Genomic DNA, 24,619 nt, shown 5'->3' on the forward strand with positions numbered 1-24,619 from the left:
GCCGCGCCGCCCCGCCGCACGGGACGCCGCCCTGAGCGGCAGCACGCACCACCCGGCACCTCACCCGCCCGCCGCCACGCTCGGGCCCATCGTCCCGACCGCGCGCGCCACCTGCGCGCCTAGCGTGGGATCACAGGCCCACCGACCGAGGACACCCCGTGACCGCCACGAGCGAGCGACCCCGCACACGACTCTTCGACCGCATCACCGACCCGTTCTCCGAGCGCACGCGCGACAGGATCGTCCGCGCCGAGGACAAGGTCCGCGCCGCCGTCCAGCACGAGCTCGACGCCGTGAGCCGCAGCATGCGGACGCGCGCCGTGCAGATCCGCCCGTCGGCCATCGCGTTCGCGGCGGCCGCCCTGCTGACGGCGCTGGGGGTCGCGCTGCTCGCGTTCGCGGGCGTCGTCGCGCTGGCCCAGGTGGTGCCGCTGTGGCTGTCCGCGCTGCTGGTCGGGGCCGCGCTCGTGCTGCTCGCGGCCGGCGCCGCCGCGTGGGGCCGTGCGATGCTGCCCGCCGGCCCCAGCCTCATCCCCGTGCCGCCGAGCACCCACCCGGCCGAGGAGCAGGTGCACCCCTGGGCCGACTGAGCCCCGCCCGACGCCCCACGTGCGCCCCGCCCGCGGGCCGCACGGCACGCCGGCACGCGGGCTGGCCTCGCGCGAAGCCGGGCGGACCAGCAGACTGAAGACCTTCGGCAGCACCCGTCCCCGCAGGTGAGGAAGGTCCTCGAATGGCAACGCACTCCGGATGGGCGACCGACGCCCGCCCCGACGAGCCCCAGGACCCCCGGTCGCTGGGTCAGCTCGTCGCCGACCTCGGCGAGCAGGCGGCACGCCTGGTGCGGGCCGAGATCGACCTCGCCAAGGCGGAGCTCGCGTCGAAGGCCAAGCAGGTCGGCATCGGCGCGGGCCTGCTCGTGGGCGCGGGCGTGCTCGGCCTGTACACGCTGTCGGCGTTCATCGCGACGGCCATCATCGGCCTCGCGAACGCCGTCCCGGCGTGGCTCGCCGCGCTCATCGTGTCGGTCGTGCTGCTCCTGGTCACGGCCGTGCTCGCGCTGCTCGGCGTGCGCCACCTCAAGCAGGGCACGCCGCCCGTGCCGGACCGTGCGCTCGAGAACGTCCAGCAGGACGTCGAGGCCGTCAAGAAGGGGTTCCAGCAGTGAGCACCGAGGACACGACGCCCACCCCGCACATCGCCGCGCTCGAGGCCGAGGTCACGCTGTCGCGCGAGCAGCTGGCCGCGACGGTCGACGCGCTGGTCGACCGCGTCCACCCTGCACGGCAGGCCGAGCGCGCCAAGGCCCGCGGCCGCCGTCTGTGGTTCGACGCCACCGATCCCGCGGCGCTCCCCGAGGACCGGGACCACGCACGGAAGGTGCTCGTGGTCGCCGGCGTCGTGGTCGCGCTCGTGGTGGTCGGGGTCGTGCGCAAGGTCGTCCGCGACTGACGCACGCTCGACGACGGGCGCCCGCCGGCACGACGACGGCCGCGTCCCGGCCCTCGGTGGATCCGCGGGTCGGGACGCGGCCGTCGCGCTGCCTGCTGTCCCGGCGGGCGCCTCCGGCGTCCGCAGGACGCCCGCCGTCCGCACGCACTCCCCCACGGTGCGCGTCGGCCCGGACGGGCGTCTGGTGGTGCTGCGCCCTCAGGCGTCGGTGCCGCGAGGCTGCGGCACGCCGTTGAGCAGGTCCCGCACCTCGGACTCGCGGTAGCGGCGGTGGCCGCCGAGGGTGCGGATGGACGACAGCTTGCCGGACTTGGCCCAGCGCGTGACCGTCTTGGGGTCGACTCGGAAGAGCGTCGCGACCTCGGACGGTGTCAAGAGGGCCTCGGTCTCTGACGAGTGGGTGGACACGGTTCTACCTCCTTGCTCGTGACCCGGCGATGGAGCTTCAGGCCGGATCCGGGACTGCCCGGTGGGGCACATCGGTCGTCACACGAATCTGACACATCGGGCACTCCAGGACACCTCGGCTTCGTCCGGGAGGCCGGTGAGACGAGCTCCTCGACCGCCCCGGGCGTCGCCACGTCCCTGGAGCGCCGTCCGTGGCACGACCCTAAACCCCCGCGAACCCGGACACATCTGGGCGACCTCCGCCACCCGAATCCCCCGTTCGTGTGACGTCCGTCTCGGCGACGAGGGCGCCTGCGGAGCACCAGGCACGAGCCGCAGCGTGCTGACCAGCGTGAACATCACCCTCCCACGACCCAACCATGAGTTCGGAGAGCGAACGCGGCCGTCACGGGCCACACGAGGGGCGCAATGAGGGTCGCGATGTGACGTACCTCACAGTCATGACGTCCGCATTGTGGTATCTGAGGGGTCGAAGTCCGGACCCGCCGGGTGAGATCACGACCCCGCGAGTCACAGCGGGCGACGCACCGGCGTCACGGCGGTCCTGAACGCCCGACCAGCACGAGGTGCGATCGTGGCCGACCCCACCCGCGCGCAGGTGGTCGGAATGGATCACGACCATGTACCGTTGCCACACGAAGAGACTGATACAGCACCCCGGGGCCGCACGTGTGAGCACGGAGCCGCCCCGCTTCCACGTTAGAGGGGGTCGATGCCATGGGGCGCGGCCGTCAGAAGGCAAAGCAGACGAAGGTCGCTCGGGAGCTGAAGTACTTCAGCCCCGACACGAACTACCGGGCTCTCGAGCAGGAGCTCTCGTCTCGCCGCCACAACGACGTCGTCACGGACAGCCGCCGCAGCGCGGTGGACACGGACGACAGCGAGCCCGCCGGCTGGGACCGCTGGCCCTCGGAGGACGACGAGCGCTGACCGCGCTCGGGTCGTACGGGTGCGGTTCCCCTCGGCACCCGTCGGCTTCTCTCGTCCGACACTGACGTGTGAGCACACCGTCGACGTCGTCGTGCCTCGAGCACGCACCGCGTCGACGACGGAGGTGCTGTCGTCGTGCGCTCGTCGGCGCCGCCTCGTCGAGGCGGCGCCGACCTGCACCCGGCGTCCGTCGTCGACCGTTCGCACGTCCCGCCCCGGCCGCCGGCTCGTCGCGCGGGTGCGTCCCGCGCCGCCGGCTCGTCGTGCACGGCGTGCGGCGCGCGTCCGACCGTGCCGCGACGTCGGGGCGCTCCGCCGACCCCGCTCGCGGAGGCTGCCGTCACCGGCCCGGCGAGCGCCCGCGTCGCGGCGCCAGCGAGGTCGGACGCGGAGCGCGAGCCGACGGCGACGCGGAGCCCGAGCCGGGGCGCCGTGCAGGGTCAGACGGTGCGGTAGGTGCCGTGCATCCGCACCGCACCGCCCTGCACACCCTTGGTGCCGGCGACCACGTCGACGGCGGTCGCGTCCTCGTCGCGCCACGCACGGACCGAGCCGAGCACCCACGCGGGCATGCCGAGCTCGCGCGCCGTGCGCTGCACGTCGTCCGCGACGTCGGCCGCGACGACCGCCACCATGCCGACGCCCAGGTTCAGGGTGCCCTCGAGGTCGCCCCACGGCACCTGCCCGAGCCCCTGCACCAGCGAGAACACCGGCGGCAGCACCCACGAGGCGCGGTCCACGTCCGCGACGAGACCCGCCGGGAGGACGCGCGCGACGTTCGCCGCGAGCCCACCGCCGGTGACGTGCGAGAACACGTGCACGCCCGCCACGCCGAACCGCTCGACGAGCGCGAGGCAGTCGGACGCGTAGACGCGCGTCGGCTCGAGCAGCTCGGCGCCCAGCGTGCGCCCGAGCTCGTCCACGTGCCGGTCCAGGCCCCAGCCCGCCACCTGCACGACGCGGCGCACCAGCGAGTAGCCGTTGGAGTGCAGGCCCGACGACCCGAGCGCGACCAGCACGTCACCCTCGCGCACGCGCTCCGGCCCCAGCAGCTCGTCGGCCTCGACCGCGCCCGTCGCGGCGCCCGCGACGTCGTACTCGTCGGGGCCGAGCAGCCCGGGGTGCTCGGCGGTCTCGCCGCCGACCAGCGCGGTGCCCGCGACCGAGCAGGCGGCCGCGATGCCGCGCACGACGTCGGCGATGCGCTCCGGCACGACCTTGCCGCACGCGATGTAGTCGGTCATGAACAGCGGCCGTGCGCCCACCACGACGATGTCGTCCACGACCATGCCGACCAGGTCGAACCCGATCGTGTCGTGCACGTCCATGGCCTGCGCGATCGCGACCTTCGTGCCCACGCCGTCGGTGGACGTCGCGAGCAGCGGCCTGCGGAACGCCGTCAGCGCGGACGCGTCGTACAGCCCGGCGAACCCGCCGACGCCGCCCAGCACCTGCGGGCCGTGCGTCGCGCGCACCGCGTCCTTCATGAGCTCGACAGCCTTGTCACCGGCCTCCGTGTCGACACCGGCCGACGCGTACGTCACCGGCTGCGGGGCGCTCACGGGTGCTCCAGCGCGGACGCGCCACCGGACGTCGGGACGATCGACAGCAGGCCGTCCTCGGGCTGGCCGAGCGGCAGCTCGTTCTGCTCGAGCAGGTGCTTGCCGAGCTGCTCGCTCGGCGGCAGCTCGATGGGGTACACGCCGCTGAAGCACGCCGTGCACAGCTGCGACGCGGGCTGCTCGGTCGCAGCGATCATGCCGTCCTCCGACAGGTATCCGAGCGAGTCGGCGCCGAGGGACTGCGCGATCTCGCGCACCCCCAGACCGTTCGCGATGAGCTCGGCGCGCGACGCGAAGTCGATGCCGTAGAAGCACGGCCACTTCACCGGCGGCGCCGTGATGCGGATGTGGACCTCGGCCGCACCGGCCTCCCGCAGCATCCGCACGAGCGCGCGCTGCGTGTTGCCGCGCACGATCGTGTCGTCGACGACCACGAGGCGCTTGCCGCGGATGACGTCCTTCAGCGGGTTGAGCTTGAGGCGGATCCCCAGCTGGCGCAGCGTCTGCGACGGCTGGATGAACGTCCGGCCGACGTACGCGTTCTTCGTCAGGCCCTGCCCGAACGTGATGCCGGACTCCGCGGCGTACCCGACGGCGGCGGGCGTGCCGGACTCGGGCACGGGGATCACGAGGTCGGCCTCGACCGGGTGCTCGACGGCCAGGCGGCGCCCCATCGCGACGCGCGCCGCGTGCACCGACCGCCCCTTGATCGCGGTGTCGGGGCGCGCGAGGTACACGTACTCGAACACGCAGCCCGCGCGGTCGACGGGCGCGAACCGCGTCGAGCGCAGACCGTCGGAGTCGATCGCGATGAACTCGCCGGGCTCGACCTCGCGCACGTACGACGCACCGACGATGTCGAGCGCGGGCGTCTCGGAGGCGACCACCCAGCCGCGCTCGGTCCGGCCGAGGACCAGCGGCCGCACGCCCTGCGGGTCGCGCGCCGCGTAGAGCGTGCGCTCGTCCATGAACACGAGGCAGAACGCGCCGCGCAGGCGCGGCAGCACCTCGAGCGCCGTGGCCTCGAGCGTGTGGTCCGGGTCGCCGGCGAGCAGCGCCGTGATGAGCGCCGTGTCGGTCGTGTTGCCGCGCGCGAGCTCGCCGCGTCGCTGGCTGCCGTACCGCTCGGCGACGAGGTCGACGAGCTCGGCGGTGTTGGTGAGGTTGCCGTTGTGGCCGAGCGCCACCGTGCCGGCGGCCGTCGGGCCGAGCGTCGGCTGCGCGTTCTCCCACGTCGACCCGCCGGTCGTCGAGTAGCGCGTGTGCCCGATCGCGATGTGCCCCTGCAGGGCGTTCAGCGCGGTCTCGTCGAACACCTGGGAGACCAGTCCCATGTCCTTGTAGACGAGGAGCTGGGAACCGTTCGACGTCGCGATGCCAGCCGACTCCTGACCCCGGTGCTGGAGCGCGTAGAGCCCGAAGTAGGTGAGCTTCGCGACCTCCTCACCGGGAGCCCAGACGCCGAAGACCCCGCAGGCGTCCTGCGGGCCTTTCTCGCCGGGTAGAAGGTCGTGGTTGAGACGTCCGTCTGCGCGGGGGGCCACGGGACCATGGTCGCACACCCCGCAGGGGGCGGGTCCACCCGGTCCGCGAGGCGTCGCACCCACCGCGCTCGGGGTGCGTCCTCGCAGGTCAGGGTCGCACGGAACCCCGCGCGCGGCGCGCGCTGCGACGGTCGACGAACGCCGCGACGCCACCGCCGGCGAAGCTGCCGACGACCGCGCCGGTCAGCGCGAGCAGCCAGCGCACGCCGTTCTGGCCGCCGAGGAACGGCAGCACGCCGCCGTCGTCGGACGCGACGCCGCTGCTGCCCGCGGTCGCGAACGCGACGACCAGCGCGACGACGACGCCCACGAGCGCACCGGTCACCATGAACGCGCGGTACCGCGGGGCACGCCGCACGGTCGCGGGCGTCGCGATGCGCTCGAGCTCGGCCTCGGACGGCACGTCACCGGGCACGTCGGGGCGCGCGACGTCACCGGGCACGCCGTCGGTCTCGTCGGGGCGCGCGTCGTCGGGGCGGGGGGCGTCGGGCACCCACCGATCCTAGGTCAGCCCCTCCGACGGCCCCGCCTCACCGCCGACGGACACCGTCCCGACGCGACGGACACGTGCACGCCCCTGTCCGTCGGTCCGCGAGCCTGTCCGTCGGCGGGGAGCGGGCGAGGAGGTGGCACGCGGGCGGCGGTGGGCCGGGGCGGTAGAGCGGGTGCGGGGGCGGACGGTCAGCGGGGGCGAGCGGCCTGCAGCGGCAGGAGCCCGGCGAGGTCGGCGCGCTCGCCCGACGCCTGCACGCGACCCGAGGCCAGAGCGTCGTCCCAGGTGAGGTCGCCGGTGACGAGCCGCAGCCACGTGACGGGGTCGGTCTCGACGACGTTGGGCGGCGTGCCGCGCGTGTGCCGGGGGCCCTCGACGGCCTGCACGGCGCCGTCGGGCGGCACGCGCACCTCGACGGAGTTGCCGGGTGCGACGTCGGCGAGCTCCTCGAGCGCGAACCGCACGGCCGTGCGGCGCGTCGCGAGCGGCACGCCGTCGGGGTCGGCGCGCCACGCCTGCAGCGCGGCGCGGCCGTCGGCGGGGTCGGTACGTCGGCGGGGCGGCACGGCCCCATCCTCCCCCACACGGCACGGCGGATGCTGCGCGCTGCGACACGGCGCTCGGTCGCCCCGCGGCACCTCCGCGACGACCGATGACGGGCTCACCCGCCGGAGCCCGCCACCCCCGCGCCCACGCCGCGATCCGTCGCGCAGACGCGCGCCGAGCGACGACGACCCCGTGAACGGTCGCGTGCCGGAGCCGGCGGGCGCGACCGATCACGGGGTCGTCGGGCAGACGGGCCGGCCGGGGCCGGACGGGTCAGACGCGTCAGACGACGCCGAGGGCGAGCATCGCGTCGGCGACCTTGGTGAAGCCCGCGATGTTGGCGCCGAGCACGTAGTTGCCGGGGTGGCCGTACTCCTCGGCGGTCTCGGCGCAGCGGTCGTGGATGCGCGCCATGATCCCGGCGAGCCGCTCCTCGGTGTGCTCGAACGACCACGAGTCGCGCGTCGCGTTCTGCTGCATCTCGAGCGCGGACGTCGCGACGCCGCCGGCGTTGGCCGCCTTGCCGGGCGCGTAGAGCACGCCCGCGTCCTGCAGGAGCGCGACGGCCTCGGGCGTCGTGGGCATGTTGGCGCCCTCGGCGACCGCGAGCAGACCCGCGTCGACCATGCGCTTGGCGTCCCGCTCGTCGAGCTCGTTCTGCGTCGCGCACGGCAGCGCGACCTGCGCGTCGACCTGCCACACGCGCGCGTCGGCGACGTAGTGCGCACCGGGTCGGCTGTCGACGTACGCCGAGACCGGCTTGCGCTCGACGTCGCGCACCTGGCGCAGGACGTCGAGGTCGATGCCCTTCTCGTCGACGACGTAGCCGCGCGAGTCGGAGCACGCGACGACGTGCGCGCCGAGCGCCTGCGCCTTCTCGATCGCGTGGATCGCGACGTTGCCCGACCCGGAGACGACCACGCGCATGCCGTCGAACGACAGGCCGCGCGTCGCGAGCATGCGCTCGGCGAACAGCACGGTGCCGTACCCGGTGGCCTCGGTGCGGACGAGCGAGCCGCCCCACGTGACGCCCTTGCCGGTGATGACGCCCGACTCGTAGCGGTTGGTGATGCGCTTGTACTGGCCGAACAGGTAGCCGATCTCGCGGCCGCCGACGCCGATGTCGCCCGCGGGCACGTCGGTGTGCTCGCCGATGTGCCGGTACAGCTCGGTCATGAACGACTGGCAGAACCGCATGACCTCGCCGTTGGACCGGCCGCGCGGGTCGAAGTCGGACCCGCCCTTGCCACCGCCGATGGGCATGTCGGTGAGCGAGTTCTTGAAGACCTGCTCGAAGCCCAGGAACTTGACGATGCCGAGGTACACCGACGGGTGGAACCGCAGGCCGCCCTTGTACGGGCCGAGCGCGGAGTTGAACTCGACGCGGAAGCCGCGGTTGATGCGCACGTGCCCCGAGTCGTCGACCCACGGCACGCGGAAGATGATCTGCCGCTCGGGCTCGCACAGGCGCTCGAGCACCGCGGCGTCGACGTAGTGCGGGTTCCGGTCCAGCACGGGGCCCAGGCTCTCGAACACCTCGGTGACCGCCTGGTGGAACTCGCGCTCGCCGGGGTTCCGGGCGAGCACCTGCTCGAGGGCGTGCTGCAGCTGCAGCTTCATGTCGACTCCGCTCTGCTCAGCGAGGATCGGGAAACTGGTCGAGCCTAGAGCCGCGCGTCCGTGTCCTGGACAGGACGTCCGGTCCGTGGTCGTCCGGGTTTCGCGCGAGCGTACGCCGGGGGTGCTCTCGCAGGTCCGTGCGCCGACGCGACGAGGCCGCGGGCACCCGGTGCGGGGTGCCCGCGGCCTCGTCCCGCCGCACGGCGGGCGGTGCTGCGCCGGTGCGGGTGGTGCGGCGACGCGAGCGTCACCGCACCACCGCGGTCACCACGTCGCGTTGCGCGCGAGCTCGAGCGCGATCTCCTGCCACCAGGCACCGGCCGACGGGCCGCCGTTGCACGTGCCGTCGGACTCGCCGGGGCGCTTGATCCACAGCAGCGCGTCGAGGCCGGAGCCGTCGTTCACCGCGACGGGCTTGTCGCCCAGCGCGCGGCCGCGCGGGTTGCACCACTCGCTGCCGCTCGCGCCGTTGCCGTTGCGCGAGGTGTCGATGACGAACCGCTTGCCGCCCGTGAGCCGCGAGATCTCCTGGCCGTAGGCCTTGGCCTCGGCGGTGGTGCGGTAGTTGGAGACGTTGAGCGAGAACCCGACGGCGTCGGTGAAGCCGACGCGGTTGAGGCGGTTGGCGGCCTCCGACGCCGAGAGCCACGCCGAGTTGCCGGCGTCGATGTACACGCGGGCACCCTTGGCGGTCAGGGACTTCGCGGCGTACTGCAGGAAGCCGACACGGTCGCCCTGGCCGGCGCAGTCGCCGAGCTGCGCGAGCGCGTCGGGCTCGAGGACGACCCACGGGTTGCCCTGGATGCCGGCCGCGACGGTGTCGACCCAGCGCGCGTACTCGGAGGTCGCGACGCCGCCGCCGGAGTACGAGCCGCAGTCGCGCCCGGGGATCGCGTAGACGACGATCTGCGCGGTCTTGCCGGCCGTGCGGGCGCGGCCGGTGTAGTCGCGGACCGTCGCCTGCGTCTCGGCGGCGCTCGCCCAGTCGCCGATCCACAGCGCCTGCGGCGTGAGGGCGATCTTGGCGAGCAGGTTCTTGTCGTTGCCGGACGCGGCCTGCCACGCGGCGTAGGCGGCGGTCTCGGGGTCGACGTAGAACTGGCTGCTCGACACCGGCGGCGTGGTCGGCTGGGTCGTCGGCTGCGTGGTGGGCTGGGTCGTGGGCTGCGTCGTGGGCTGCGTGGTCGGCTGCGTGACGCCACCGGTGCACGTCGTGCCGTTGAGCGTGAACGACGCGGGCACGCCGTTGCTGCCGCTCCACGAGCCGTTGAAGCCGAACTGCGCCGAGGCGCCGGTGCCGAGGCTGCCGTTCCACCCGACGTTCTTGGCGGAGACCTGCGAGCCGGTGGTCGAGACGGTGGCGTTCCACGCCTGCTGGACGCTCTGGCCGTTCGGGAAGGTCCAGCGCAGGTCCCACGACGACACGGGGTCGCCGAGGTTGGTGACGGTGACGGTGGCGCCGAACCCGCCGGACCACTGGCTCGACACGGCGTAGTCGACGCGGCAGCCGGCCGCGGCCTGCGCGGCGGTCGCCGTGAGCGCGCTGAGGCCGGCGGTCGCGACCGCCGCGGCGGCGGTGGCCGCGACGACCGTGCGCCGCAGGCGCGACACGTTCGATCGGGGGGACATGGGCTCTCCTCGGGTGGGTCGACGTGGGGTGCGCACCGGTGCGGCACGGCCGCGGCCGGCACCCCCGGGACGGGCGTCGTCGTCGACGCGCCTGCCCGGGCGACCTGTCGATCACACCCGAGGCGGGTGAGGGATGGCGAGCGCTGCGGGGTCTCCTAATCGTTTCGGCATCGTGACTCGGTGCCGTCGAACCGGTTCGCCGACCGGCAGCGCTCCCAGCGCCCCGACCTGCGCCTCCACGTCCGTCAGGGCCCGACGTCAGCCGCGCGCTCCCCGCGGCCCGCGCACGTGCCGGTGGTACTCGCGCGTGGCCTGCTTGCGCCGCTCGCGCTCCTGCGCCGCGAGTCGCGCGTCCGCCCGGCGGGCCTGGTGCGCCGCCTCCGCGAGCAGGTGGCGCCAGCTCGTCAGCCGACGCTCGCTCAGCTCGCCGTCGGCCACCGCGGCGCGCACCGCGCAGCCCGGCTCCGTCTCGTGCGCGCAGTCGCGGAACCGGCACGCCGCCGCGAGCGCGGCGACGTCGGCGAACGCCGCGTCGATCGCGTCGGGCTCGGCCACCAGACCGACGCCACGGACGCCGGGCGTGTCGATGAGGACGGCGCCGCCGGGCAGCGGCACGAGCTCGCGGTGCGTCGTGGTGTGCCGCCCACGGCCGTCCGCACGCGCCTCGCCCGTCGCCATCACGTCACGACCCACGACCGCGTTGACCAGCGTCGACTTGCCCGCGCCCGACGGCCCCACCACCACGAGCGCGACCCCCGGCTCGAGCAGGTCGCGCACCGCGTCGAGCCCGCGCCCGGTCACGACGCTCACGACGTGCACGTCGACGCCCACCGCCAGCTCGGCGACCTGCGCGGCCATGCCGTCCGGGTCCGGCACGAGGTCCGCCTTGGTGAGGACCACGACCGGGCGAGCGCCCGAGCGCCACGCGAGCGTCAGCAGCCGCTCGACGCGCCCCGGCGCCGGGTCGGGGTCGAGGTGCTCGACGACCAGCACGACGTCGACGTTCGCCGCCACGACCTGCTCGAGCGACGTGCGTCCCGCGGAGTCCCGCACGAGCGCCGTGCGCCGCTCGTGCAGCGCGACGACGCGCGGCTCCCCTCCCGTGACGTCGACCTCCTCGACGTCGACCACGTCGCCCACCGCGGGCGGCACGGGCGTGCCGTCGGGCAGCGGCACGAGACCGTCACGGGGCAGGGCCGCGCGCCGCGGCTCGGCCGTGAGGTCGTCGGCGGGCACGACCCGCACCGCACCCCGGTCCACCCGCACGACGCGGGCGCGCGACGGCCCGCCGTCGGCGGCGGCCGACGGCGCGACGGACGGTGCGTGCTCGGACGCGGCGGCGTCGGACGCGGTGGGGTCGGGCATGGCCGCGACGGTAGGCCGCTCGCCCCGCGCCCGGCACGCGGATTTCCGCGGGTCCGCGGCCCGCGCTCGCGGGTCAGCCGCCGGCGTAGACCGGCCCGCCGGGCACCCCGAACGCCTCCTCGAGGGAGCCGACGCCCGCGCCGTGCAGGTACGCGGCCAGGTCGCGGCCGACCCACCGCAGGTGCCAGCCCTCGGGCGCGTAGCCCGTGACCTCGGTGTTCGCCTCGGTGTAGCGCACGACGAACCCGAACTCCCAGGCGTGCTCGGCGAGCCACGCGCCCTCGGCGGTCTGCGCGAAGCAGGACTGCAGGTCGCAGCCCGGCTGCGTGCCCGAGCCGAGGTCGACCGCGAGCCCGGTCTGGTGCTCGGAGAACCCCGGCCGGGCCGAGTACCGCTCGGCGTGCTCGAACCCGCGACGGGCCTCGATGGCCGCACGGGTCACCGCCTGGTCCCGGTACGACCGGTACCCCGAGAGGACCCCGAGGCGCGCACCGGCGGGTGCGGCGGCCTCGACCATCGCCGCGAGGTCGGGCGCGACGTCGGCGCGCAGCTGCACGCCGGGCGCGACGTCGACCAGGTCGGGCGGCACGTGCTCGGCGGGGACCGGGTGCTGCTTGTTGACGACGACCCAGGGGCTGGTCGGGTCGGTCGTGGAGTGGCGCTCGAGGTCGAACGCCGGTGCGGGCGGCTCGGGCGCAGGGGCGGGCGGCTCGGGCGTCGGGTCGGCCGGCGTCGGGGCCGTCGTGGGCGCGGTGAGCACGCCCTCCCAGGACACGGTCGCGACAGCGGGCGGCGGCTCGGGGTCCGCACCCCACAGCCCCGCGGCCGCACCGACCCCCGCGACGAGCGCCGCGACGCCGAGCGGCACGCCCACGGCCCGCAGGACGGTCCGGCGCGTCACGGCGTCACGAACCGCACGCGCCGCTGCGGCACCGAGACCTCGTCGAGCCGCGCGTCGAGCGCGCCGCCCAGCGGGAGCGGGCCGTCGTGCGAGGTCACGCGCGCGACGACCGCGGGCTCGCGCAGCTGCAGCGCACCGCGTGCGCGGCCCTCGCGGGGCTCGTCCGCGTCGACGACGACGCCGGAGAACGTCGCGCCGACGTGCGGCGCGAGCACGACCGCCTCGACGAGGTCGAGCACGCCGCGGTCGAAGGCGCCCAGGCGGCGGCCGGTCGCGGACATCGTGGCCGGCAGGCCCGGCAGCGCGGCGGCCGCCCAGTCGGGGACGTCGCGGCCCGCGACCGCCGCGAGGCAGACCTCGGTGCCGTAGCGGTCGACCAGCCGCCGCAGCGGGGCGGTGACGTGCGCGTAGGGCGCGCGGATCGCGGCGTGCTCGGCCGCGTCGCCCGTGGGCGCGGCCACGTCGCCGCCGAACGCCGTGTACCCGGCGCCGCGGAACAGGGTCGTGGCCTCGTTGAGGAACGCGGCGTGCGGGCCGCGCCGCGAGTCGAGGGTCGGCAGCAGCTCGGCGTAGGGCACGGACTCGGGCCAGTCGATGCCGAGCGCGACGGCCGTGCGGCGCAGCCGGGCGACGTCGCGCGGGTCCGCGGGCGGCAGCGTCCGCAGCACGCCGACGCCCGTGTCGAGCATGATCCGCGCGGCGACGACGCCCGTGAGCAGCGAGACCTGCGCGTTCCAGCCCTCGACGGGCAGGGTCGCGCGGAACCGCAGGCCGTACGTGCCGTCGTCGGCGCGCACGACCTCCTGCTCGGGCACGTCGAGGGACGCGCCGCCCCGCGCGCGCTCGCGCTCCTCGCGCAGCCGGCCGACCGCGGCGACGCCCTGCAGCACGTCGTCGGCGGTGCCCGCGTCGAGGTCGCGCTGCACCTGGTCGTACGCGAGCTGGGCGCGGCTGCGCACGAGCGCGCGCTCGACGTGCACGTCGGTGGGCTCGCCGTCGGCGTCGAGGTCGACGCGCCACAGCACGGCCGGGCGGTCCTGGTCGGCGAGCAGGCTCGCGGCACCCTCCGACAGCACGGTCGGGTGCAGCGGCACGCGCCCGTCGGGGCTGTAGCAGGTCAGGCCGCGGCGGTGCGTCTCGGCGTCGAGCGGGCCGCCGGGTACGACGAACGCCGCGACGTCCGCGATCGCGTAGTGCACGCGCCAGCCCGCGCCGTGGCGCGCGACGTGCACGGCCTGGTCGAGGTCGGTCGAGCCCGCGGGGTCGATCGTGACGAGAGGCAGGTCGGTGCGGTCGGCGCGGTCGCCGGGCGCGTGGCCGCCGGCCGGCAGCGCACGCGCGGCGTCCGCGGCCTCGGCGAGCGCGGCCGGCGGGTAGGTCACGGGCAGCTCGACCTCGGCGCGCAGGGCCGCGAGCCCCGCGGCGACGGTGGTCGTGTCGTCGACGACGGGGGCGGGCAGACGGACGGGGCGGCCAGGCACGGGGACGACTGTAGGCGCCCCCGGCGGCGGTCCGCCCGGCGGGGGCGGGGCGCGCGACGGCCCCGCCCTCGCCGGGGAGCGAGCCTCAGCCGGCCGCCCGCCGGGCGACCGCGGCGACGACGTCGGCGAGGTCCGCCGGGCGGCTCCACATCGGCCAGTGGCCCGTGGGCAGGTCGACGACGTCGACGTGCCGCAGCCCGGCGACCTCGGCGAACATCGGGTGCCCGGCGTCCGCGAGCTCGCGGACATGGGCGCCGGTGATCGAGCAGCACACGAGGGTCGTGGGCACGTCGAGGCGGCGCGGGTCCGCCAGCTCGACGGCCTGCGTCAGGACGGGCCCGGGCTCGGGGACGGCGCGGTCGCGGAACCGCGCGAGCGCGTCGGCGTCCAGCCCGTCGAGGCTGGCCTGCGCGCCGAGCGCGTCGAGGTCGGGCAGCGGCAGCTCGACGAGGTCGGCGGGGGCGCCGGGCGCGAAGACCGTGCCGGGTGCGACCGGTCCGCTGTCGACCCACACGACGTGCGTCACGAGGTCGGGGTGACGGTCGAGCAGCAGGCTGACGGGCGCGTTGGCGCCGCTGTGCGCGACCAGCACGACGGGGCGCCCCGCCTCGGCGGCGGCGCGCACGGCGTCCTCGACGGCGGCGGTCTGGTCGTCGAGCGTGCGGGTCGCGCGGTCGGGGTCGTGCGGGTCGAGGCCGGGCAGCGTGAGGGCGACGGTCGCGAGACCGGCGGCGTGCAGGTGGGCGACGACGTCGTCCCAGGCCCACGCGCCCAGCCAGTGGCCGGGGACGAGGACGACGGTCGGGGTGGTGTCGGGGGTGCTCATGCCTCGATCGTCGACCCGGGCCCGGACACCGGGGTGTCACCGTCTCTGGCACGATCTGTACCGTGGCCGGGTGAAGCGAGCCGAGCGTCTGCACGCGCTGTCCGAGATGCTGCGGCGCAGCGGCGCGCGCGGCTGCACCGCCGAGCGCCTGGCCGACGAGTTCGGGGTCTCGGTGCGCACCGTCAAGCGCGACGTCGCCGCGCTCGAGCGCAGCGGCGCGCCCGTGTGGTCGCGCCCCGGTCCCGGCGGCGGCTACGGGCTGGCCGCTCGCGCGTCGCTGCCACCCGTCAACCTCAGCCCCGCGCAGGCCGTCGCGCTGCTCGCGGCGGTGTCGGCGGCCCCCGACGCGCCCTACGCGGACCTGGCCGGGGCGGCCGTGCAGAAGGTGCTCGACGTGCTCGACCCGCGCACGCGGGACCGCGCGATGCAGCTCGCCGAGCGCGTGTGGGTCGACGCGCCGCCGGCCCCGAGCCGTGCGGTCCGCTCGGCGGTCGAGCAGGCGATGGCCGACCAGCGCGTCGTGCGCATCGGCTACGCCGCGGCCGACGGCACGGTGTCCACGCGCGACGTCGAGCCCGTGCTGTTCGCGGCCGCGAACGGCTGGTGGTACCTCATCGGCTGGTGCCGCCTGCGCGACGCGATGCGCTGGTTCCGTCTGGACCGCGTGCACCGCGCGACCGTCACGACCGCCGCGTGCAGCGGGCACACCGTCGCCGAGGTCGGGGCACCGCCGCCGCACGCGCGGCCCGTGCACGGGCGGGCGCCGTCGCCGGGGCGCGGCGGCTCGTCGCCCGGGTGAGGACGAGCCCTCCTTCCGGGCACGTCGAGCCGCCGCGGGATCGGCACGGCGAGCGGGTCCCGCGACCGGGGTCAGGCGGGCCGACGCTCCAGCAGCCCCTCGGCCGTCACGTCCCCCACCACCACGACGCTCGGCGACCCGAGCCCCTCGTCGGCGGCCCGCTGCGCGAGGGCGGCGAGCGGTGCCCGCACGACGCGCTGCCCGGGCAGGGTCGCGCGGGACACGACGGCGGCGGGCTGCGCGGGGTCGACGCCCGCCGCGAGGGCCTGCGCCGTGAGCCTGGACAGGCCGGCCAGGCCCATGAGGATGACGACCGTGACGTCGGGCGCGCGCAGCGCGGCGAGGTCGACGTCGGTGAGCGCGCCGTGACCGTTGACGACGTGCAGGCGCGCGCTCGTGCCGCGGTGCGTCACGGGGATGCCGGCGGCCTCGGCGGCGGCGACCGCGGACGTCACGCCGGGCACGACGCGCACGGGGACGCCCGCGGCGCGGCACGCGGCGACCTCCTCGCCGCCGCGTCCGAACAGGAACGGGTCGCCGCCCTTGAGCCGCACCACGCGGTGCCCGGCGAGCGCGTGCTCGACCAGCAGCGCGTCGATCTGCTCCTGCGGCACGGTGTGCCGCCCGGGGGCCTTGCCGACGTGCACGACCGTGACGTCGTCGGCGAGCTCGTCGAGCACCGACGTCGGGCCGAGCCGGTCGGTGACGACCACGTCGGCCTGCGCGAGCAGCGCCCGCGCGCGGACCGTCATGAGCGCGGGGTCGCCGGGCCCGCCGCCGACCAGCGCGACCTCGCCGGCGCGCAGCACGTCGTCGCCGCCGCTGCCGGGGCGCACCTCCCCCACGACGACGCCGCCCGCGGCGACGTGCGCGACGAGGCGGTCGCGCACCGCGACCGCGCGCCCGGGGTCGGGCGGACCGTCGGTGAGGACCCCCACGTGCAGGCCGGAGACGCGCGCCGTGGCCACCGTGCGGGCCGTGCCGCGCGCCGCGTCGGACGCGACCACGCAGAACACCCGCCGCTCGTGCGCCCACGCCGCGAGCGCGGCGTCGACGTCGGCCACGCCCGTGCACGCGTGCACGAACCACACGTCGTCGAGGTCCGCGGCGCGCACCGCGCGGCGGTGCACCTCGACGGCGTCGCCGAGGTCGTCGACGCCCGCGCCCACGTCGGGGGCCACGAGCCGCACGTGCGCGCCCTCGGCGACGGCCGCGCGGGCGCGTCGCACGCCGACGGGCCCGGCCCCCGCGACGAGCACCGTGCGGCCCGTCAGGTCGAGCCCCGCGAGCAGGGTCACGGCAGGACCCGGACGTCCTCGCCGTCGACGACCACGCGGTAGACCCGCAGGTCGACGGGGTCCTTGCCGACCGGGTCGAGGCACGCGCCCGTGCGCAGGTCCCACACCTGCTTGAGCAGGGGCGACGTGATGGTCGGGGCACCGGCGACGTCGCCGACGATGCCGCGGCTCAGCACGTTGGCCCCCGAGTAGGGGTCGCGCTGCTGGACGGCCAGCACCTCGTCGGACGCGAGCCGGAACAGCGCGACCCGGTCCTCGCCCACGAGGGCGCCGGTGCCGCACTCGGGCAGCAGGTCGTCGACCGCGCACACGCGGACGCCCTCGGGAACGGTGCTCATCGCTCCTCCTCCGTGCCGGCGGCACGCGCGGACAGCAGGTCGGGGTAGCCCTGCTCGTCGGGTCGGGCCGGGCGTGCCTGCCCGCGCACGGGCACGTACGACAGGTCGGTGTCGGTCGCGTCGGGCGCGTTGACGTACGGCGTGAAGCGCCGCAGCATCTCGGGGTCCTCGAGGGTCGCGCGCCACTCGTCGACGTACGCGCCGACGTGCCGCGCGACCTCGGCCTCGAGATCGGCGCCGATGCCGTCGGCGTCGTCGACCAGGACGCGCCGCAGCGCGTCGATGCCGCCCGGGTAGGACGCGACCCACGGCGCGGTGCGCTGCAGGCGGTCGGCGCTGCGCACGTACAGCGCGAGGAACCGGTCGATCACCTGGATCAGGCGGTCGTCGTCGAGGTCCTCCGCGAGCAGGTCGGCGTGCCGGGGCGTGAAGCCGCCGTTGCCGCCGACGTACACGTTCCAGCCCTTCTCGGTCGCGATCACGCCGACGTCCTTGCCGCGGGCCTCGGCGCACTCGCGCGCGCAGCCCGAGACGCCGACCTTGAACTTGTGCGGCGCGCGCAGGCCGCGGTACCGCAGCTCGAGGCGCACGGCCATGGTCGAGGAGTCCTGCACGCCGAACCGGCACCACGTCGACCCGACGCACGTCTTCACGGCGCGCAGCGACTTGCCGTACGCCTGCCCGGACTCGAACCCCGCGTCGACCAGGCGCCGCCAGATCTCCGGGAGCTGGTCCTGCCGCGCACCGAACATGCCGAGGCGCTGCGCGCCCGTGACGCGCGTGAACAGCCCGAAGTCGTGCGCGATCTGCGCGAACGCGAGCAGCTTCTCGGGCGTGACCTCGCCGCCGGGCATGCGCGGGACCACCGAGTAGGTGCCGTCCTTCTGCATGTTGCCCAGCAGGCGGTCGTTGGTGTCCTGCAGCGTGACCTGGTCGGGCTGCAGCACGTGCCCGATGCCCAGCGAGGACAGGATCGACGCGACGACCGGCTTGCAGACCGCGCAGCCGCGGCCCTGCCCGTGCCGCGCGACGATCTCGGAGAACGTCCGCAGCCCCTCGGCCCGCACGAGCGCGTACAGCTCGGCGCGCGGCATGCCGAAGTGCTCGCACATCGCGTTCGAGACCGTGAACCCGGCCTTCTCGAGCGTGCCGTTGACGACCTTCGTGAGCAGCGGCACGCACGACCCGCAGACCGTGCCGGCGCGCGTGCAGGTCTTGACCTCGCCGACGCTGCGGCAGCCGTGCTCGGTGACGGCGGCGCGCACGGTGCCGACCGACACGTTGGAGCACGAGCACAGCACGACGTCGTCGGGCAGGTCGGTCTGCACGGGCGCGGCGCCGCCCGCGGGTGCGAGGAACGCCGACGGGTCGGCGCCCAGCGGCCGGCCCAGCAGCGGGCGCAGCTGCGCGTACAGCTCGATGTCGCCGACGAACACGCCGCCGAGCAGCACGCGCGCGTCGTCGGACACCACGAGCTTGCGGTAGGTGCGCGCGACCGGGTCGGCGAACGTCACCTCGAGCGCGCCGGGCGTCAGGCCGAGCACGTCGCCGAACGCCGCGGCGTCGACCCCGACGCCCTTGAGCTTGGTGCCGTCGGCGGCCTTGGAGTAGACAGCGTCGCCGCCGAAGAGCCGGTCCACGACGACGTCGGCCATCGCGTTGCCGGGGGCCACCAGCCCCGCGCACTCGCCGTCGTGGCTCGCGACCTCGCCGATCGCCCAGACCGCCGGGTCCTCGGTGCGGCACGTGGGGCCGACCACGACGCCGCCGCGCTCGGCGACGGGCAGACCGCCTTCGCGCGCGAGGCGGTCGCGCGGGCGGATGCCCGTGGAGTAGACGACGACGTCGGCCGGCAGCACCTCGCCGTCGGACAGCTCGAGGCCCGCGACCGTGCCCTCGTCGCCCGCGAGCACGCGGCTCGCGGCGGTCGACGTGCGGATCTCCATGCCGAGCTCGGTGACCAGGACGCGCAGCGCCTCGCCGCCGCCCGCGTCGAGCTGGACGGCCATGAGCCGGTCGGCGAACTCGACGACGGTCGGCGCGACGCCGAGCGTGCCGAGCGCGGCCGCGGCCTCCAGGCCCAGCACGCCGCCGCCGACGACGACGCCCCGCAGCGGGCGCCCGAGCGCGGCGGCCCGGCCCTCGACCCACGTGCGCAGGTCGACCAGGTCGGCGAGCGTGCGGTAGCGCAGCACGCCGGGCAGGTCGGTGCCCTCGGCGCGCGGCACCCACGCCCACGAGCCCGTGGCCAGCACGAGCTGGTCGTACGCCTCGACGCGGCCCGACGCGGTGGTGACGGTCTGCGCGGCGCGGTCGAGCGTGACGACGCGGTCGCCCGTGACGAGCGTCGCGCGCGGGTCGTCCCACACGCTCGTGTCGAGCACGAGGTCCTCGGGGGTCCGACCGGCGAACACCTCGGACAGGTGCACGCGGTCGTAGGGGGCGTGCGGCTCGTCGCCGATCACCGTGAGGGTCCAGTCGCCGTCGCGGCGGCAGAGCTGCTCCGCGAACCGGTGCGCGACCATGCCCGCACCGACGACGACCACGCGGCCGGGGGCTGCCGCCAGGTCTGCTGTCATGCCCCGAGTTTTCAACGGTCCCGCCGTGGGTAAGTGGGCCGAACGGCCCACGGGACGGGCCGGGGGCGCGGGTGGACGGCGGGCCCGGGCGCCGGGGGTACCGACGCCCGGGCACCCGCGACTACTGGCCGAGCTGGTTCTGCAGGTCCTTCTGCGCCTGGTCGAGGGCCTGCTGCGGCGCGACGCCGTTCTCGTAGACCTCGGTCAGGGTGGTGGTCGTGAAGAGGTTGTTCAGCGTCGGCAGGTTCGGGTTGGCGAAGCCGTCGAAGTGGCCGATGCCGTCCTTGACCTCGTTGAGCACGTCGAACAGGTTCGTGCGGAAGTACTTGTTGAACTTGTTCTCCGGGTCCTTGGTGACCGCCTCGTCCTCCCACACCGACATGTTGACGGGGTCGAAGCCGAGGACCTCCCACACGGCGACGTTCGCCTCGGGCGACAGCTTGGCGAACGCGAGCCACTCCGCCGCGAAGTCCTTCTTCGGCGACGACTCGATGACGGCCGTCCCGGTGCCGCCGCCACCGATCGTGGCGACCTCGCTGCCCTCGACGACGGGCGCCGGGGCGATCGCGACGTCACCGGCGAGGTCGGGCATGTAGTCGACGAAGCGTGACGTGTACCAGGCGGGGTACACGACGGCGGCGTAGTCGCCGCTGTTGATGACGCCGAACGCCTGCTCGTCGTCGGGGCTGCCGCCGGGGATGGTGGAGATGGCGCCCGCGTCGAGCATGGCCTTCTGCATCTCGAACGCCTTGACGACGTCGGGGTTGGCGACGTCGACGTCGCCGTCCTCGTCGAAGAAGTTGCCCCCGAGCTGAGCGACGATGAGCGGCTCGACGAAGTTGACGGTCGTGCTGGCGACGCCGAACGCCTTGCCGGTCGTCTGGTGGTACGTCGCGCCGGCCTCCGAGAAGTCGTCCCAGGTCTCGATGGTCGTGTAGTCGATCCCGGCCTCCTCGAGGAGGGCGGCGTTGTAGAACGTCACGAACGCCCCGACGTGCATGGGGAAGCCGAGGATCTTGTCCGCGCGGGTGTAGAGGTCGAGGCGCGCCTGGACGATGTCGTCTTGGTAGGGCTTGGCGGCCTCGGACAGGTCCATGAGCGGGGTGCGGCCGTCCGCGGACACGAAGTTGCCGAACTTGTTGACCTCGATGTCGACGACGTCCGGCAGTCCGGAGCCCGAGTTGACCGCGAGCTGCAGCTTGTTGTGCATGTCCTGGTACGGGTAGACGGTCACGTCGAGGTCGACGGGACGGTCGGGGTTCTGCTCGTTCCACTCCTCGGCCATCTGCTCGTAGTAGTCCGCGTGGAGCTCGGCGAACACCCACATGCTGAGCGCGGTGGCCTCGCCGTCGGCCGGGGCCGCCGCGGGCTCGTCCGAGCCGCCGCTGCAGGCCGAGAGCATGAGCGCGCCTGCCAGGCCGGCCGCGACGAGCGCCGGGTACCTGCGTGGTCCTGCCATGGTGGTGACTCCGTTTCGTTGTGTGGTGCGGGTGGCGGGGTGGGCGATCAGCCCTTGAGCGCCCCCGCCGTCATCCCGGCGACGAAGAATCGCTGGAAGCAGAGGAAGAGCACGAGGACGGGCAGGAGGGAGAAGAAGGACCCGATGATCAGCAGGTCGTAGTTGTTCCCGTACGGCGTGAGCAGGGTGTTCAGACCGATGGGCAGCGTGAACTTCTCCGCGGAGCGCAGCACCAGCAGGGGCCACAGGAAGTTGTTCCACGTGACCATGCCGTTGAGGATCCCCATGGCGGCCAGCGCCGGCCGGGAGATGGGCAGGACGACCTTGAAGAAGATGCCGAACTCGGTGACGCCGTCGACGCGGCCCGCCTCGAGCAGCTCCTTGGGGATCCCCGTGAAGTACTGCCGGAAGAAGAAGATCGTCACGGACGCCGCGAGGAACGGGAGGACGATGACGGCGTACGAGTCCGCGAGCCCGAGATCGTTCACCATGACGTACAGCGGCAGCATCATGATCTCGAACGGCACGGTCATCAGGAGCAGCACCGCGACGAACGCGGCGGTCTTGCCCTTGAAGTCGTACATCGCGAAGCCGTAGGCGACGAACGAGCTGACGAGCAGCGTGCCGGCCACCTGGACGAGCGTGAGTCCCACCGAGTTGGCGAACCACCGGAAGTACAGGCCGGAGTCGGTGAGGAGCATGACGTAGTTGTCGAGCCGGAGCGACGAGACGTCGACGTCGAGCCGCAGGCCGCTGCGCATGATCTCGCCGCCGTCCTGGAACGTGCCGACGAAGATCACCGCGAGGGGCACCAGGACGATGAGCCCGATGACGGCGAGGAAGACGCTCTGGATCGTCACGAACATCGCGCGCGGCAGCGGGTACCGGCGACGGCCGGGGTCGCTCGTGACGCGCTCCCCCGAAGGGGTCGGCACGGTCGTGGTGGTCGGCGCGCTCATCGGGACTCCTTCTTGAACGTGCCGGTGAGGGTGAGGTAGGTGAGGTTGATCGCCATGATCACGACGAGCAGGACCACCCCCACGGCGGACGCGTAGCCGAGGTCGTTCTCCTCGATGCCGCGGCGGTACAGGTAGCCGACGACCGTCAGGCCCTGGTTGTTCGGGGAGCTGTTGCCGGCGTAGAGCATGAAGCTCTCGAGGAACATCGCCAGGCCGCCGTAGATGCTGATGGTCGTGACGTAGACCATGGTCGGCTTGATGTTCGGCAGGGTGATGGACACGAACTGCCGGAGCTTGCCGGCACCGTCGATCGACGCCGCCTCGTAGTACTCGTCGGGGATCGACTGCAGGCCGGACAGGAAGTACAGGATGTTGACGCCGGTGTAGCGCCAGGTCGCCAGCGCCAGCAGCGCGACGAGACCACCGACGTCGGTGCGCAGCCACCGCACGGGGTCCGCCCCGAACCACGCGATCACCTGGTTGACCAGGCCCGTGCTCGTCTCGGCGAACATGAGCCGGAAGATGATGCCGGCCACGACCACGGACGTCAGGGCCGGGATGAACATCGACGCCTTGAAGAGGTTCTTCAGGCGGGGCGACCCGAGCCGCGAGTTGATCACGACGGCGAGCAGCAGCGGGACGGGGATGAGGATGACGAGCGTGAGGACCATGTAGCGGGCGCTGTTGTACATCGCCTGCCAGAAGATCCGGTCCCGCCACAGCCGCTCGAAGTTGTCCGTGCCGACGAACGCGGCCTCGCCGAACATCACGTTCTGCGTGCTCATGACGAACGTGCGCACGAGCGGCACCGCCCAGAACGCGAGCAGCGTGATGACGAACGGCGCGATGAAGAAGTACGGGGCGAGGCGCTGCGAGTACAGCAGGTCCTTCCACCGGCCGGCGGCCGGTGCTCGGGACGCGAGGCGTCCTGGGGGCTGAGCCACTTCTTCTCCTCCTGCCTCGAGGGAGGCACCCGGGGTCGCGCGTCGTCGATGACGGGCTGAGCAGCACCAGAGCACTGCCCCGAGAGGCGCGGTGTGGCGTCTTCTCTGACGTTGAACACCGCTGACCTGGCCGTTTACGACGTCGTAATGGCTCGGCCACTATTGCTTCCCCGCGACGGACCTGTCAACCTCATGCCCATGACGAGAAGTCGGGCGCTCCGCCGGGCGCACCTCCCGGCACACCGGACGGCGGCTCCGGCGTGAGGGTGACGATGCACGACGTCGCGCAGCTGGCGGGCGTCTCCAACAAGACGGTCTCCAACGTCGTCAACGACCACCCGCACGTGAGCCCCGAGACCCGGGCGCGCGTGCAGCGCGCCATCGACGAGCTCGGCTACCGGCCCAACCTCTCCGCACGCGGGCTCCGGTCCGGGCGCACGGGCGTCATCGGGCTGGCCGTCCCCCAGCTGCGCCAGCCCTACTTCGCCGAGCTCGCCGACGCCGTGATCGCGGCCGCCGAGCGTCGCGGCCTCAGCGTGATCATCGGCCAGGCCGGCGCCGACCGCGCGCACGAGACGGCCGTCCTGGCCAACGGCCTGCGGCAGACCGACGGTCTGCTCTTCAGCCCCGAGCACCTCGGCACCGAGGACCGCGGTCTCCTCGACGACGTGACCTACCCGCTCGTCCTGCTCGGCGAGCGCATCTTCGGCGGGCCGAACGACCACGTCACCATGCACAACGTCGAGGGCGCGCGGGCCGCGGTCGAGCACCTGCTGTCGCTCGGCCGGCGGCGCATCGCCGTCGTCGGGGCGCACCCCGACCGCCGCACCGGGCAGATGCGCCCCTCCGACCTGCGCGTCCGCGGCTACCGCGAGGCGCTCACGGTCGCGGGCGTGCCGGAGGACCCGCGCCTCGAGGTCGTCGTCGCGCCGTGGCTGCCCGTCAACGGCGTCGAGGCCACGCGCGAGCTCATCGCGTCGGGCGTCGAGTTCGACGCGGTCCTCGCGCTCAACGACAGCCTCGCCATCGGTGTGCTGCGCGCCCTCGCGGAGGCCGGCCGCCGCGTGCCTGACGACGTCGCGGTCATCGGGTTCGACGCGATCGCGGACGGCCGCTTCACCACGCCCTCGCTGTCCACCGTCGACCCCGGCCGCGAGGAGATCGCCGAGACGGCCGTCGCGATGCTCGTCGAGCGGATCGAGGACGGCGACCGCGCGCTGCGCCCCCGGCGCTTCCACAAGGCCGCGTTCCGCATCGTGGCCCGGGAGTCCACGGGCGCGAGCACCGACGTCGTGGGGCCGTGGCTGCCGCACCCGCCCGCGACGGACGGGCGCGACTGAGCTTCGCCCAGGGGGCGAGGCAGGAGACGGCCCGGTCGACCGCGCCCCGGTCGACCGGACGTCCGCACCGGGGTCCGTCGGCGCCTCGACCCGCTGCGGCCCCGAGGCCGACGCCGTCGGCAGGACGCGCGCGACGTCTCACGTCG

General features: G+C 74.6%; 23 protein-coding genes. 6 read left to right on the plus strand and 17 right to left on the minus strand.

Annotated features, from left to right (window positions below; genetic code table 11):
- Positions 1-158 precede the first annotated feature (158 nt).
- From GY42_RS09470 to GY42_RS09480, 3 genes are all read left to right on the plus strand, one after another.
- A complete protein-coding gene (locus tag GY42_RS09470) occupies positions 159-590 on the plus strand; it encodes a phage holin family protein (RefSeq protein WP_046529147.1) in 432 nt (143 codons plus the stop codon).
- A gap of 143 nt (positions 591-733) precedes the next feature.
- A complete protein-coding gene (locus GY42_RS09475; protein ID WP_046529148.1) occupies positions 734-1,168 on the plus strand; it encodes a phage holin family protein in 435 nt (144 codons plus the stop codon).
- Positions 1,165-1,452, plus strand: coding sequence for a DUF3618 domain-containing protein (locus tag GY42_RS09480; protein WP_046529149.1), 288 nt, complete (start codon positions 1,165-1,167; stop codon positions 1,450-1,452). Before GY42_RS09475 ends, GY42_RS09480 begins: the two co-directional genes overlap by 4 nt.
- Positions 1,453-1,650: 198 nt before the next feature.
- Here GY42_RS09480 and GY42_RS09485 read toward each other — a convergent pair whose 3' ends face one another.
- Positions 1,651-1,932, minus strand: a complete 282-nt coding sequence (locus GY42_RS09485) for a BldC family transcriptional regulator (RefSeq protein WP_370297485.1) — start codon at positions 1,930-1,932, stop codon at positions 1,651-1,653.
- A gap of 645 nt (positions 1,933-2,577) precedes the next feature.
- Between GY42_RS09485 and GY42_RS09490 the strand changes: the two genes are divergently transcribed.
- Entirely contained in the window at positions 2,578-2,790 is a 213-nt protein-coding gene (locus GY42_RS09490; protein ID WP_046529151.1) for a DUF3073 domain-containing protein, read from the plus strand.
- Positions 2,791-3,230: 440 nt separating this feature from the next.
- Here the strand turns inward: GY42_RS09490 and purM are convergent, their stop codons facing one another.
- The 10 genes from purM to GY42_RS09545 all read right to left on the minus strand — a co-directional run bounded on the left by purM (position 3,231) and on the right by GY42_RS09545 (position 14,757).
- A complete protein-coding gene (gene purM, locus GY42_RS09500) occupies positions 3,231-4,352 on the minus strand; it encodes a phosphoribosylformylglycinamidine cyclo-ligase (RefSeq protein ID WP_046529153.1) in 1,122 nt (373 codons plus the stop codon).
- Complete coding sequence (purF, locus tag GY42_RS09505) at positions 4,349-5,896, minus strand: amidophosphoribosyltransferase (RefSeq protein WP_046529154.1); 1,548 nt, start codon at positions 5,894-5,896, stop codon at positions 4,349-4,351. Before purF ends, purM begins: the two co-directional genes overlap by 4 nt.
- 88 nt (positions 5,897-5,984) lie before the next feature.
- Positions 5,985-6,389: a histidine kinase gene (locus GY42_RS09510; RefSeq protein WP_236686757.1), complete on the minus strand. Its 405-nt coding sequence runs from the start codon at positions 6,387-6,389 to the stop codon at positions 5,985-5,987.
- Positions 6,390-6,577: 188 nt separating this feature from the next.
- The gene (locus tag GY42_RS09515) at positions 6,578-6,955 is read right to left on the minus strand and encodes a sterol carrier family protein (RefSeq protein WP_046529155.1); all 378 of its coding nucleotides are present in this window, start codon (positions 6,953-6,955) and stop codon (positions 6,578-6,580) included.
- Positions 6,956-7,217: 262 nt separating this feature from the next.
- Complete coding sequence (gdhA, locus tag GY42_RS09520) at positions 7,218-8,555, minus strand: NADP-specific glutamate dehydrogenase (RefSeq protein WP_046529156.1); 1,338 nt, start codon at positions 8,553-8,555, stop codon at positions 7,218-7,220.
- Positions 8,556-8,819: 264 nt separating this feature from the next.
- A complete protein-coding gene (locus tag GY42_RS09525) occupies positions 8,820-10,184 on the minus strand; it encodes a glycoside hydrolase family 6 protein (RefSeq protein ID WP_046529157.1) in 1,365 nt (454 codons plus the stop codon).
- A 258-nt stretch (positions 10,185-10,442) separates the two neighbouring features.
- Positions 10,443-11,549, minus strand: coding sequence for a ribosome small subunit-dependent GTPase A (rsgA, locus tag GY42_RS09530; protein ID WP_082131447.1), 1,107 nt, complete (start codon positions 11,547-11,549; stop codon positions 10,443-10,445).
- Positions 11,550-11,622: 73 nt separating this feature from the next.
- Positions 11,623-12,450, minus strand: a complete 828-nt coding sequence (locus GY42_RS09535; RefSeq protein ID WP_046529158.1) for a M15 family metallopeptidase — start codon at positions 12,448-12,450, stop codon at positions 11,623-11,625.
- The gene (locus GY42_RS09540; RefSeq protein WP_052748288.1) at positions 12,447-13,931 is read right to left on the minus strand and encodes an RNB domain-containing ribonuclease; all 1,485 of its coding nucleotides are present in this window, start codon (positions 13,929-13,931) and stop codon (positions 12,447-12,449) included. Before GY42_RS09540 ends, GY42_RS09535 begins: the two co-directional genes overlap by 4 nt.
- A gap of 85 nt (positions 13,932-14,016) precedes the next feature.
- Positions 14,017-14,757 carry an alpha/beta fold hydrolase gene (locus GY42_RS09545; RefSeq protein WP_046529159.1) on the minus strand — a complete coding sequence of 247 codons (741 nt, stop codon included), beginning with the start codon at positions 14,755-14,757 and terminating at the stop codon, positions 14,017-14,019.
- 70 nt (positions 14,758-14,827) lie between these two features.
- On the opposite strand from GY42_RS09545, the gene GY42_RS09550 reads away from it, so the two are divergent.
- Complete coding sequence (locus tag GY42_RS09550; protein ID WP_046529160.1) at positions 14,828-15,556, plus strand: helix-turn-helix transcriptional regulator; 729 nt, start codon at positions 14,828-14,830, stop codon at positions 15,554-15,556.
- Positions 15,557-15,627: 71 nt separating this feature from the next.
- Here the strand turns inward: GY42_RS09550 and cobA are convergent, their stop codons facing one another.
- The 6 genes from cobA to GY42_RS09580 form a co-directional block, all read right to left on the minus strand.
- A complete protein-coding gene (gene cobA, locus GY42_RS09555; protein ID WP_046529161.1) occupies positions 15,628-16,854 on the minus strand; it encodes a uroporphyrinogen-III C-methyltransferase in 1,227 nt (408 codons plus the stop codon).
- Positions 16,851-17,192, minus strand: a complete 342-nt coding sequence (gene nirD / locus GY42_RS09560) for a nitrite reductase small subunit NirD (protein ID WP_046529162.1) — start codon at positions 17,190-17,192, stop codon at positions 16,851-16,853. Before nirD ends, cobA begins: the two co-directional genes overlap by 4 nt.
- Positions 17,189-19,771 carry a nitrite reductase large subunit NirB gene (nirB, locus tag GY42_RS09565; protein ID WP_046529163.1) on the minus strand — a complete coding sequence of 861 codons (2,583 nt, stop codon included), beginning with the start codon at positions 19,769-19,771 and terminating at the stop codon, positions 17,189-17,191. Before nirB ends, nirD begins: the two co-directional genes overlap by 4 nt.
- Positions 19,772-19,892: 121 nt before the next feature.
- Complete coding sequence (locus tag GY42_RS09570) at positions 19,893-21,230, minus strand: ABC transporter substrate-binding protein (RefSeq protein ID WP_046529164.1); 1,338 nt, start codon at positions 21,228-21,230, stop codon at positions 19,893-19,895.
- 47 nt (positions 21,231-21,277) lie between these two features.
- Positions 21,278-22,189 (minus strand): carbohydrate ABC transporter permease, encoded by a 912-nt coding sequence (locus GY42_RS09575; protein WP_082131448.1) that lies wholly within the window; start codon positions 22,187-22,189, stop codon positions 21,278-21,280.
- Complete coding sequence (locus GY42_RS09580; RefSeq protein WP_201775258.1) at positions 22,186-23,133, minus strand: carbohydrate ABC transporter permease; 948 nt, start codon at positions 23,131-23,133, stop codon at positions 22,186-22,188. Before GY42_RS09580 ends, GY42_RS09575 begins: the two co-directional genes overlap by 4 nt.
- 272 nt (positions 23,134-23,405) lie before the next feature.
- Between GY42_RS09580 and GY42_RS09585 the strand changes: the two genes are divergently transcribed.
- Positions 23,406-24,473, plus strand: coding sequence for a LacI family DNA-binding transcriptional regulator (locus GY42_RS09585; protein ID WP_046530779.1), 1,068 nt, complete (start codon positions 23,406-23,408; stop codon positions 24,471-24,473).
- The last annotated feature ends 146 nt before the right edge of the window (positions 24,474-24,619 follow it).

Origin of the sequence: Cellulomonas sp. FA1, from assembly GCF_000986825.1 — a bacterium.
GTDB lineage: Bacteria > Actinomycetota > Actinomycetes > Actinomycetales > Cellulomonadaceae > Cellulomonas > Cellulomonas iranensis.